This is a genomic window from Microbispora sp. CSR-4, from assembly GCF_008033685.1.
GTDB lineage: Bacteria > Actinomycetota > Actinomycetes > Streptosporangiales > Streptosporangiaceae > Microbispora.
This window is the reverse complement of record NZ_VJVX01000076.1, coordinates 21,438-32,355: the sequence shown is the minus strand read 5'-3', so window position 1 is coordinate 32,355 and position 10,918 is coordinate 21,438. Positions and strand designations below refer to the sequence as shown.

Annotated in this window: 9 protein-coding genes and 1 pseudogene; 5 read left to right on the top strand and 5 right to left on the bottom strand. The window is 72.1% G+C overall.

What is annotated here, in order from left to right; translation table 11 throughout:
- A partial coding sequence (locus FLV34_RS35835; protein ID WP_147945217.1) for an HNH endonuclease signature motif containing protein occupies nt 1-406 on the top strand: 406 nt, incomplete at its 5' end.
- 343 nt (nt 407-749) lie between these two features.
- Here FLV34_RS35835 and FLV34_RS35830 read toward each other — a convergent pair.
- Nucleotides 750-1,631 carry an IclR family transcriptional regulator gene (locus FLV34_RS35830; protein WP_147945216.1) on the bottom strand — a complete coding sequence of 294 codons (882 nt, stop codon included), beginning with the start codon at nt 1,629-1,631 and terminating at the stop codon, nt 750-752.
- Nucleotides 1,632-1,965: 334 nt separating this feature from the next.
- On the opposite strand from FLV34_RS35830, the gene FLV34_RS35825 reads away from it, so the two are divergent.
- Together FLV34_RS35825 and FLV34_RS35820 are read left to right on the top strand one after the other, a co-directional pair.
- Nucleotides 1,966-2,892, top strand: a complete 927-nt coding sequence (locus FLV34_RS35825) for an aminoglycoside phosphotransferase family protein (protein WP_142648419.1) — start codon at nt 1,966-1,968, stop codon at nt 2,890-2,892.
- A 208-nt stretch (nt 2,893-3,100) separates the two neighbouring features.
- Nucleotides 3,101-4,786, top strand: a complete 1,686-nt coding sequence (locus tag FLV34_RS35820) for an alpha/beta-hydrolase family protein (protein ID WP_147945215.1) — start codon at nt 3,101-3,103, stop codon at nt 4,784-4,786.
- Nucleotides 4,787-4,847: 61 nt separating this feature from the next.
- On the opposite strand, the gene FLV34_RS35815 is transcribed toward FLV34_RS35820, so the two are convergent.
- Complete coding sequence (locus tag FLV34_RS35815; RefSeq protein WP_142648417.1) at nt 4,848-5,432, bottom strand: TetR/AcrR family transcriptional regulator; 585 nt, start codon at nt 5,430-5,432, stop codon at nt 4,848-4,850.
- A 48-nt stretch (nt 5,433-5,480) separates the two neighbouring features.
- Nucleotides 5,481-6,767: a C39 family peptidase gene (locus FLV34_RS35810; protein ID WP_142648416.1), complete on the bottom strand. Its 1,287-nt coding sequence runs from the start codon at nt 6,765-6,767 to the stop codon at nt 5,481-5,483.
- Between the two features lie 251 nt (nt 6,768-7,018).
- Here FLV34_RS35810 and FLV34_RS35805 point away from each other — a divergent pair, with 251 nt between their 5' ends.
- Together FLV34_RS35805 and FLV34_RS35800 are read left to right on the top strand one after the other, a co-directional pair.
- The gene (locus FLV34_RS35805; protein WP_147945214.1) at nt 7,019-7,906 is read left to right on the top strand and encodes a D-alanyl-D-alanine carboxypeptidase family protein; all 888 of its coding nucleotides are present in this window, start codon (nt 7,019-7,021) and stop codon (nt 7,904-7,906) included.
- A 162-nt stretch (nt 7,907-8,068) separates the two neighbouring features.
- Nucleotides 8,069-9,673 (top strand): M28 family metallopeptidase, encoded by a 1,605-nt coding sequence (locus FLV34_RS35800; RefSeq protein ID WP_147945213.1) that lies wholly within the window; start codon nt 8,069-8,071, stop codon nt 9,671-9,673.
- Between the two features lie 53 nt (nt 9,674-9,726).
- On the opposite strand, the pseudogene FLV34_RS35795 reads toward FLV34_RS35800, so the two are convergent.
- Together FLV34_RS35795 and FLV34_RS35790 are read right to left on the bottom strand one after the other, a co-directional pair.
- Nucleotides 9,727-9,996, bottom strand: a pseudogene (locus FLV34_RS35795) (lytic polysaccharide monooxygenase); the annotation flags it as partial.
- Between the two features lie 33 nt (nt 9,997-10,029).
- The gene (locus tag FLV34_RS35790; RefSeq protein WP_205830385.1) at nt 10,030-10,911 is read right to left on the bottom strand and encodes a DMT family transporter; all 882 of its coding nucleotides are present in this window, start codon (nt 10,909-10,911) and stop codon (nt 10,030-10,032) included.
- Nucleotides 10,912-10,918: the final 7 nt, after the last annotated feature.

The following is a 10,918-nucleotide window of genomic DNA, read 5'->3' as shown; positions in this document are numbered from 1 at the left end:
GCCGGGGTTGCTGCCGGCGACCGGGCAGGTGCTCCCGCTCTCCAGCGTGCACCGCCTCGCCCGCACCAGCACGTTGGTGCGGATCGTCATGAACGCCGAGGGACAGGTGCTGGACATGGGCCGCAAGGTCCGCCTGGCCACCCCCGCCCAACGCCGGGCCATCTACGCCCGGTACGCCACCTGCTGGATCGACGGCTGCCCACTCCCGGCGACCATGTGCCAGATCGACCACGCCGACAACTGGAGCACCGGCGGCCTGACCGACCTGAAGCTCCTCGGCCCGGCCTGCCAGTTCCACAACCGCGACCGCTACCAGCACCCCGACCGCTACACCCGCCGCAAAGAAGGCGAAGACCGCTGGGCCTTCACCTACCACCGGATCGGGAGCAGGCGGCCGCGCGAGTGAGGCGGGGGCACGGGGAGGTGGGCCGACGCGCGGACAGGCCCGGTGACTACGCGAGTAAGGCCGGAGGCACGGGGTGGGCGACGCACGGGCCTGCCCGGGCGACGAACGGACAGGCCCCGGAGGCTGCGGGCGTGAGGCGGGAGGCACAGTGGGCAACGCACAGGGCAGGCCGGGCGACGCGCGCCGCAGGGCTCGGCGGCTGCGCGTCTGTACGGAGCCGGACTGGTGTGCCGGACGGGACCGGCTCGCACTGGGTCGTGCGATCAAAGGCCGTGCAGATCAAAGGCCGCGCAGATCAAAGGCCGTGCGGGTCGGAGCGCGTGCAGATCAGCGGGCGTGTGGATCAGAGCCAGTCGCCGTTCTGGGCGACGGCGAGCAGGCGGTTCATGGGCCCGGAGGACCAGGTCTCATCGGCCACCCGGTGGAGGGCGCGGGCCCTGCGCTGGGACGCCAGGCCGGGGAACAGGGCGAGCGAGACCTGACGCGCGGCGTCGGCCACGAGCGGGGCCACCTGCTCCAGCGGGGTGCGGGCGTCGCCGACCAGGGAGATGCCGGCCACGGGCCCCTCGGGACCGCGTACGGCCGCGGCGACACAGGAGATGCCGGGGAAGCGCTCCCCCCGTTCGAAGGCGAGCCCGCGGCGCTGCCGGATGCGGTTGAGCTCCTGATGCAGGGTGCCGATGTCGCCGATCGTCCGGTTGGTGAGGCGGCTGATGTGCCCGTCGATGAGCGCCTCCACCTGCTCGGGTTCCAGCCAGGCGAGCATCGCCTTGCCGAGCGCGGTGAAATGGGCGGGTGCCCGGCCTCCGACGCGAGTCGGCACCGACAGGGCGAAGCGCCCGCCGACCTTGTCCAGGTAGAAGATCTCGGCGCCGTCGAGCACGGCGAGGTGCACGACCATCCCGGTCCTGATCTGCAGGCGGTGCAGCAGCGGCGCGGCCGCCTCGCGGATCTCGCCGTGGCCGCCGTCCCGGCCGCCGAGGCCGAGCGCCCGTTTGCCCAGGCTGTAGCCGGACGACGTGTGGTCCAGCCAGTCGAGCCGTACGAGCTGGTCGAGGATGCGATGAGCGGTCGAGCGCGGGAGGTGGGTGCGACGGGCCACGTCCTCAAGGGTGAGGCGGGTGGAGCGACCGGTGAACGCGTCCATGATCAACGTCATCCGTTCGACCATCGACTGCGGCAGCGGCGCGGGCGTCGCCGCCTCCTCCGCATGGAGAGCGGTCATCACACCTCCCCGAACTGAAATGAATTCTCGCTTCGGAATCTAGCAACGCATCACGCCCTCGGAAAGGGGCGCCAATATGCTGGGCTCCGTCCGGTTGCGGGCGGCGGGACGAGCAGCGGCAGGGACGCATGGCGTCCACCAGAAGGTTTTCTGCCATGCGTGTCCGGTGATCGACGAGGGCGCGGGAGTCGAGGTCGCCGACGCGTGGGGCAACGGGCGCAATGCGATCCTCGCCGCCGGCCCGGCACCCGCGACGGGCGATAGGCTGCCCGGTGCCGCTCGGCAGGGTGAGGGGATGCCTTGACACAGACGTCTGCCCGATGATCGGGCCCCGATGACCGTCTCCTATCGCATCGACGTTCCCGACGCGTTCGCCGCGTCCTACGGCGGGCGCGGCGCCGAGGAGCGTGCCTGGATCGCGGAGCTTCCCCGCGTGGGGGGCGAGTTCCTGGAACGCTGGCGACTGAGACCCGACGGCGCGGCGGCCCATGGCATGGCCTCCCTGGCCCTGCCCGTGATCCGGGCCGACGGGACACCCGCGGTGCTCAAGCTTCAGCGGCCCCGGGAGGCGACCGCCGGTGTGGCCGCCGGCCTGCGGGCGTGGAACGGCGACGGCGTCGTACGCCTGCTCGACCACGACGAGCGGACCGGCACGCAGTTGCTGGAACGGCTCGACTCGGCCCTGCCCCTGTCGGCGGTGGCCGACGACCTCACGGCCCTGCGGATCCTGGCCGAACTGCTGGCCCGTCTGACCGCGGTGCCCGCGCCCGAGGGGATGCGGGGGCTGGCAGGGGTCGCCGCCGCCATGCTCGACCAGGTCCCGCGTGCCGTACGCGCGCTGCACGACCCGGCCGAGCGGCGGCTGGTGCGCGTCTGCGCGTCCGCCGTGGCCGAGCTGGTGGGCGAGCCCGGCGACCGCCTGCTGCACTGGGACCTCCACTACGACAACATCCTCGCCGGGGAACGGGAGCCGTGGCTCGCCATCGATCCGGAACCGCTGGCCGGCGATCCCGGGTTCGAACTGCTGCCCGCCTTGCGCAACCGCTGGGACGAGGTGGCGGCCACCGGCGATGTCTCCCGCGCGGTGCTGCGCCGCTTCGATCTGCTGACCGAGGTCGTCGGGCTCGACCGTACTCGGGCGGCCGGCTGGACCCTCGGACGCGTGTTGCAGAACGCGCTGTGGGACGTCGATGACGGCAGGACGGCGCTCGACCCCGTGCAGGTCGCCATCACCACGACGCTGCTCCCCCGGTGGGGCTGACGGCTGGGAGCACCACGAGCACCTCGTCGGGGGGAACCGGCCGGTCTCGGCGTGCAACGCGTACCGCGCCGCGAGGCCGATCAGCACGGCGGCGGAGCCGCTCACGCAGGGACGCCCGCAACGTGACCCGTTCGTGACCTTGATAACCTGCCTGCTCCGATGAGCCATGCGGTAGGCCATTGAACAGATGCGTGGATCGGGGAGCTTGATGGGGGAACGACAGCGGCTGCGTCTCAACGCGCCGCTGGACACGGCCGGGATCGTCCTCGCCGCCGCCTTCTTCTCCCTGTCTCTCACGCCGTCGCTGCTGCCCCGGCCCTGGACGCTGCAGGGGATCATCGCGGGCGTCCTCGCCGCCACCGGCTATCTGGTGGGAGTGCTCGCCGCCGCACTCGTACGCCCGGCCGCGACCCGGCTCCCGGCGCGGTGGCGCGCGGCATGGCAGCGCACGGGAAGGCGGCGGGTCCGGCGGCTGGTCGCGACGTTCGGCTGCGGTCTCGGCGCGGTCTCGCTGGTCCTGGGTGTGCGCGCGCAGCGGGACATCTACGTGCTGATGGGGCTGAAGCCGCCGGAACGGCTCAACTACCTGGGCGTCCCGCTGATCGCGGCGGCCCTGTTCTTAGCCCTGCTGGCCGCCGCCCGGGCGCTGCGGATCGCGGCGCGGGCGCTGGGCCGCCTCCTCGGGCGGCGGTTCCCCGCGACGGCCGCGCGGTTCGCCGCCGGTCTCGGGGTGGGCGTGCTGGCCGTCTTGCTGACCGACGGGATCCTCACCGAGGCCCTGCTCAAGGGGGCCGATCACAGCTTCGCCGCGATCAACACCGAGACCGCTCCCGGCATCACCCCGCCGACGGCCGCCACGCTGTCGGGCAGCCCCTCCTCACTGGCCTCCTGGGCGTCCCTGGGTCTGGAGGGCCGCGCCTTCGTCGCGCAGGCGCCGACGGTGGGCGAGCTGAGCCAGTTCACGGGGCGGCCGGCCGTTCCCCCGATCCGGGTCTACGCGGGGCTCGACTCCGCCGCGACCGTACGCCAAAGGGCCGCCCTGGCCGTACGGGAACTGGAGCGCACCGGCGCGTTCGGCCGCAAGGTGCTCTGCGTGATCACGACGACCGGCACCGGCTGGGTGGACCCGCAGGCGGCCGCCGCCCTGGAGTTCATGTACGGCGGAGACACCGCGCTGGTCTCCATGCAGTACTCCTATCTGCCGAGCTGGCTGTCGTTCCTGGTGGACCGCGAGCGGGCCAGGGCGGCCGGGCGCGAGCTGTTCGACCAGGTGTACGCCCGCTGGTCGGCGCTGCCCGCCGGGCACCGGCCCAAGCTGCTGGTCTTCGGGGAGAGCCTGGGGGCGTTCGGCGCGGAGTCGGCGTTCGACGGCGACCGGGACCTGCGTGAGCGCACCGACGGCGCGCTGCTCGTCGGTCCGCCGGACAGCAGCGCGCTGTGGCGGCGGCTCGTCGACGACCGGGACCCGGGCAGCGGGGAGACGCTGCCCGTCTACCGGAACGGCGAGACCGTGCGCTTCGCCAACCGTCCCTCCGACCTGGACGCGCCCGCGTCGCCCTGGAACGCGCCGCGGGTGGTCTACCTGCAGCATCCCTCCGACCCGATCGTGTGGTGGACGCCCCGGCTCATCCTCGCCCGGCCCGACTGGCTGGAGGAGCGGCGCGGCGACGACGTGCTGCCCTGGATGCGGTGGTATCCGTTCGTGACGTTCTGGCAGATCACGGCAGACCTGGTCTTCTCCCTCGACGCGCCGCCGGGGCACGGCCACGACTACGACGGCGAGGTGATCGCGGCGTGGGCGCGGATCGCCCCGCCGGACGGGTGGGACGACGCGCGGACCACGGCCCTGACCACGCTGCTCGCGAAGCGTACGGCAGGCTCGGACGCCGGATGAGCCTCCCCGGGCGGCGCGGTGGATATCGCAGTGAGTATCGCAGTGAGTATCGCGGTGGGCATCACAGCGAGTCGAGCCAGCCGATCAGCCGGGCGCCCTCGCGCGTCATGATCTCGGGGTCGCGCAGGGCGTTGGCCAGCAGCGACATGCCCTGATAGCCGGCCACCAGGGTCAGGGCGAGGCCGTCGGGCTCGGGCAGGCCGAGCTCGCGGAACTGCTGCTCGACCCAGTCGAGCAGCAGCCGGATGACCCTGCCCGCCTCCGCGTCCAGGCCGCCCTCGTCGCGTTTGTCCAGCTCGGCGGCGAGCGTGCCGGTCGGGCATCCGTAGCGGGCCGCGACGTCACGCTGGCCGACCCAGGTCTCCACGAGGCCCTTGAGCCGCTCCCGGGGGTCCGGCAGCCGCTCCAGCCGTTCGGTGAGATCCCGCAGGTGGCGGGCGTGCTCGTCCAGCGCCGCGGCGACGAGCTCGTCCTTGGTCTTGAAGTAGTAGTACACGTTGCCGACCGGGACGTCGGCGGCGCGGGCGATGTCGGCGATGGTCGTGCGCTCGGCGCCCTGCCGGTGCACGACCTCGGCGGCGGCGGCCGTCAGCCGCCGCCGCTTGGCGCTCGCGGCCCGCACCCGGGCGTTCGTCGAGTCAGTCACCCGACTCACTATAGGGCGGGTCCCCAATGGGCCGGGCTGTAGGGCGGGTCACCAGTTGGCCGGCAGCCCCGGAGTGGTGGGCGGCAGGGGGCGGTTCTTCGGGTGGATGACGTACACGATCCCGCCGCTGCCGGTGCTGCGGAGCCAGACGTTCTCGAAGTTGGCCCGGGGGTAGACGTGGCGCACCGCGTCGTTGTCCGGCGATGCGGGGTCGTTGGCGATCACGTCGCCGTCGGCCGTGAAGCCGATGATGACCATGAGGTGGCCGTTGGTGCTGTATCCGGCGCCGGGCAGTTCCTCGGCCTTGAACGACTGCGAGGTGACGACCGGGATGCCGGCCCGGATCAGCCGCTCCATCTCGGTCAGCGAGCGGAGCCGGGTGACGAACCCCTCAAGCCCATATCGCCCGGCGTAGGCGGCGTTGAACGGCCAGTTGCCCGCTCCCTCGTACGCGTAGTCGTAGGTGTACCTGGCGGCGTAGTCGACCTCGGGGTCGGGGTCGGCGGGGTCCACCCAGGAGGTGTCCTGCTCGCTGGGCCACTTGCCCCAGTAGCCGAGGACCATGGTGGTCGAGGTCGGGCTGCACCATGCCTCTCCCCCGCCGTCCCACTCGGGGTAGTGGCCCTCGTGGACGTTCTGCGAGCGGCGGGGCACCGGCAGCTCGACGCCCCAGGCCGTGCCGCCGGGACTGACCGGCACGGTCGCCCGGTCGGGCACCGCGGAGGCCATCGCGCCGAGCGTGCGCACGACCGGCTTCACGGCCGAGCCGGGCGTGCGGTAGAGGGTGACGCGCAGCTGGTAGGAGGTGATCGCCTTGCCCGCCGCGGCCACGAACGTGTCGACCGAGACGGTGCCGTCGGCGTCCCGCTGCCCGGACAGCGACGTGCGGCGGATGTCCTCGTCGCCGTACGCCCAGCGGCCGAGCACGTACCACTTCGTCTGCCCGGCGGCGTGGCGGCCGCGCATCTCGACCTGCAGCCAGCTTCCGGCGGGCACGTCGGCGTTCCAGGAGGCCACCAGCTCGGTGGCGGCGAAGCCGATGGGCCGCTCGGGGCCGGTCCACCGGGCGTACTCCCAGGTCTTGGTGCCGAGCGCGTCGGTGTAGGAGGTCGTGCCCACGGGGGCGGCGAACGACAGGGTGTCGCCCGCCTTCACGCCCTCACGCAGGCCGGGGCCGAAGTGGGCCCGCTGATAGACGACGTCGACGGCGGACTTCGGCGGGGGCTTGGCCGCGGCCTCGGCGGCCGTGGAGGTGACGGTGAGAGCGGAGGTCGTCAGGAGGGCGGACAGGAACACGGGCAGGAACGCAGGCAGAAACGCGGTCGGCACGCGCATGCTTCACCTCGGGGTCTCGTCGGCGCCCTCGACGCTAGAGACCCCGGCCCGCCCGGCGCATCGGCAGGAATACGTATCCGCACCCGCGCTTTCGCGCGGACGCGCGCCTGGGCGGAACGCGGTCCACAGTTCAGCGGGAACGGGTCCGAGAATTCCCTTCGATCTCTCACGTCACAGGCGTTTCGCCGCTTTGCTGATATTTTGCGAACTTTCGCCTTACCTGCCCGAATATTCATGGCACGCTGATTCGCATGTTCGCCCCAAAGTTCTCCCTTGGTGTCGCCATGGTCGCCTTTGCCCTGGCCACCGGGGTGGCATCACCGGCTCTCGCCGCTCCCACCCCGGCCTCCCCCCGCCTGACGCAGCACGTTTTCACGGACGCGCCGGCCGTGCACGGGCGGGCCGTCTATCTGTGGGACGCCACGACCGGGCAGGACCTGCTGGACAAGAACGCCGGCAAGCGCATGCCGGTCGCGAGCCTCACCAAGATCATGACAGCGTACGTCGTGCTGCGGGACGCCAAGCTCGACGACAAGGTCACGATCAAGCGTGAGGACCTTCAGTACGCCTGGGACAACGACGGCTCGACGGCCGACCTGGAGGCCGGCGACACCCTGCCGGTCAGCGAGCTGCTGTACGCCCTGCTGCTCCCCTCGGGCGCGGACGCGGCGCACGCCCTGGCCCGCGTGTACGGCCCCGGCGTGCCCGGTTTCGTGAACAAGATGAACGCCGCCGCACGCCAGCTCGGCTTGAAGGACACCCTGTACGTGAACGCCGACGGGCTCCCGACGTCCCACGGCGACGGCTACTCCACGGCGCGCGACCAGGCCAGGCTCGCGGCGATCGCGCTGAAGAACCCGGTGTTCAAGAAGGTCACCTCGACCAGCGAGCACTCGACCGACGACGGCCGGTACGACTGGTCCAACACCAACCACATGCTCGGCCTGCCGGGCGCGATCGGCGTGAAGACCGGCTCCACGGACGCCGCCGGGTTCTGCCTGGCGTTCGCCGCCGACCGGGACGGCCACCGGCTGATCGGGATCATCCTCGGCGAGAACGTGGCCAACCGCCGCTGGGACACCGCCGAGACGCTGCTCGACTGGGCGACCGACAACCTGACCTCCCAGCCCTCCGCATAGAGCCCTCCACCTAGAACAGGGCGCGGGCGCGCAATACCCCGGCGGGCCAGAAAACAGGGTCTTTCCGTATCGGTCAAACCCAGTTAAGTTCCCGATCAGTGCCCATCGGGGGGTGGGCCACTGAGACCGTTCGGACCGTCATTGGACCCGAAGGAGAGCCCAATGCGCGCCTCGCTCGGCATGCGGGCCGCCGTCGCCATCGCGACGTCCGCCCTCGTGCTTCCCCTGCTGCCGGCCGCGCCGGCGAACGCCGATCCCGACCCCGGGAAGATCGCGCAGACCGTGGTCGCGTCGGCGGTGAAGAAGCACCTGCGCAAGCTGCAGGACATCGCGAACGCCAACGGCGGCACGCGCGCCGCCGGCACCCCCGGTTTCGCGGCCTCCCGCGACTACGTCGCCGGAGTGCTGAAGAAGGCCGGATACACGGTGAAACTGCAGGCGTTCGAGTTCCCGTTCTTCAAGGAGAACTCCACCGCGCTCCTGCAGCGGACCGCGCCCTCCCCCAAGACGTACGCGCCCACCCCGCCGGACGGCAGCAGCGTCGGCGAGTTCGCCACGATGACCTACTCCGGCTCGGGAGACGTCACGGGCGCCGTCGCCGACGTCGACCTCATGCTGCCTCCCGGGCCCGAGGCCAACGCGTCGACCTCCGGGTGCGAGACGAGCGACTTCGCCGGCTTCCCCGCGGGCGCGGTCGCGCTGGTCCAGCGCGGCACCTGCACCTTCCAGGTGAAGGCGGAGAACGCGCAGGCCGCGGGCGCCTCCGCGGTGATCATCATGAACGAGGGCCAGCCCGGGCGCACCGACACCCTGCAGGGCACGCTGGGCGAGCCCACCGTGCACATCCCCGTCGTGGGCGTGAGCTTCGCCGTCGGCCAGGAGCTGTCGGCCGCCGGCACCACGGTGCGCGTGACGACCGACACCACCAGCGAGATCCGTACGACCCACAACGTCATCGCCGACTCCCGGTGGGGCGACGCGAACAGGGTGGTGCAGCTCGGGGCGCACCTCGACAGCGTGCTCGCCGGGCCCGGCATCAACGACAACGGCTCGGGCAGCGCCGCGATCCTGGAGGTCGCCACGGTGCTGGGCAAGATCCCGACCCGCAACAAGCTGCGCTTCTCCTTCTGGAGCGCCGAGGAGCTGGGCCTGCTCGGCGCCGAGCACTACGTCGCGAGCCTGTCCCCGGCCGACCTGGCGAATATCAAGCTGTACCTGAACTTCGACATGGTCGGCTCCCCGAACTACGCGCTGAAGATCTACGACGGTGACGACTCCGACGCCACCGGCGCGGGTCCCGGGCCGGAGGGCTCCGCCGAGATCGAGAAGCTCTTCGAGAAGTACTTCGACGCCCTCCACCAGCGCCATAACGGCACCGACTTCGACGGACGGTCGGACTACGGGCCCTTCATCGCGGCCGGGATCCCGTCCGGCGGGACGTTCACCGGCGCCGAGGGCGTCAAGACGGCCGAGGAGCAGGCGATGTTCGGCGGCACCGCCGGCCAGGCGTACGACCCCTGCTATCACCAGGCCTGCGACACCATCGCCAACATCAGCGACAAGGCGCTCGCGCTGAACACCGGCGCGATCGCCACCGCCGCGGCCGTCTACGCCTTCAGCCGCGACCTGCCCGGCCCGGACAACCGCACCACCGCCGCCGCCGCGCGCACCACTGCGGCCACCAGTGCGGCCACCAGTGCGGCCACCGCCGCGGCCACCGACGCGGCCACCACAGCCGCCGCGGGCGGCACCGCCGCGACGCGATGAACCACGCGGGCCCCGCCGGACGACGTCCGGCGGGGCCCGTTTCACGCCGGGTGTCAGCTCGCGAAGTTCACGTCGCTGCAGAAGAAGAACGTCTGGTCCAGGTGCGAGGCCTGCCAGATCGTGCAGACCACGGCCCGGCCGCTGCGGCCCGAGGCGCTGAGATCGACCGGGTAACAGTCGGCGGGGGCGTACCTCCCGGTCTTGGTGAGCAGCTGCAGGTCGTTCCAGCCCACCGCCTGCCGGGTCGGGGCGAAGCCCGGCTTGGTGACATAGACCATCAGGTAGCCGGCGCCGTGATGGGCCTGGTCCCACAGTTTGATCGTGAAGTCGTTCCGCGGTGCCCTTTCGAGCGCGACTCAACCGGGGTCGGGCGAGGCCTGCTGGCCCTGCTCCGACTTCGCCAGGAACGGCGAGCGGCCGAGGATCACGATGCCCACCACGAGCGCCACCAGACCGCCGACCTCCCCGGCGAGGGCCGGGGGATCGACGCGCAGGCGCTCGCCGAACATCGCGACGCCCAGGACGATGCCGACGATCGGCTCGGTCGCCGTGGTGGCGGGCAGCGAGACCCGCAGCGGCGCGGCGTCGAACGCGCTCTGGTTGAGCAGGATGCCGGTCACGGCGATCACGGGCAGCAGGTAGGGCTCCCAGGAGGTGAACAGCGCCGCCGGTCCTTCCGCGAGCGTCAGCAGGGACCCGCGGGTCAGCGCGTCCTGGAGGCCGTACAGCGCCCCCGCGGCGGCGGCGAGCAGCATCGCCTTGGTCTGCAGGGGCGCCCGCAGCGCCACGGCGACCATGCCCGCGGCCACGCCCGCCACGACCAGCACGGCGATCCACACCATGGAGCCCGACGCCGATATCCCGCCGCCCTGGGGGCGGCCGGCCAGGAGGAAGGCGGCCACGCCACCGCTGACCAGCACCGCGCCCAGCCACTCCGCCGCGCCCAGGCGCTCCTGGTAGAACAGGGCCGCCGCGGCGAGGGCGAAGATGAGGTTGGTCGCCAGAAGCGGCTCCACTGAGGCCACGTCGGCACGTTGCAGGGCCAGTGCGCCGAGGACCTGCCCGCCGACCATCGCGCCGATCCCCGCCAGCCACACCGGTTTGCGCGCCAGGTCGAACAGCAGGCGCACGTGCAGCATCTCGCCCAGCGGCTCGGTGTAGGCGACGTGCTGCTGCGCGACCCAGCCAAGGCCGAGGAGGGCCGCGGCCGCCAGGCCGAGAAGCACCGTGACGATCACGTCGGTC

Bases quoted from the DNA above. Each gene is read 5' to 3' on its own strand.
- FLV34_RS35830 (WP_147945216.1), bottom strand. From the start codon at position 1,631: ATGACCGCTCTCCATGCGGAGGAGGCGGCGACGCCCGCGCCGCTGCCG.
- FLV34_RS35825 (WP_142648419.1), top strand. From the start codon at position 1,966: ATGACCGTCTCCTATCGCATCGACGTTCCCGACGCGTTCGCCGCGTCC.
- FLV34_RS35820 (WP_147945215.1), top strand. From the start codon at position 3,101: ATGGGGGAACGACAGCGGCTGCGTCTCAACGCGCCGCTGGACACGGCC.
- FLV34_RS35810 (WP_142648416.1), bottom strand. From the start codon at position 6,767: ATGCGCGTGCCGACCGCGTTTCTGCCTGCGTTCCTGCCCGTGTTCCTG.
- FLV34_RS35805 (WP_147945214.1), top strand. From the start codon at position 7,019: ATGTTCGCCCCAAAGTTCTCCCTTGGTGTCGCCATGGTCGCCTTTGCC.
- FLV34_RS35800 (WP_147945213.1), top strand. From the start codon at position 8,069: ATGCGCGCCTCGCTCGGCATGCGGGCCGCCGTCGCCATCGCGACGTCC.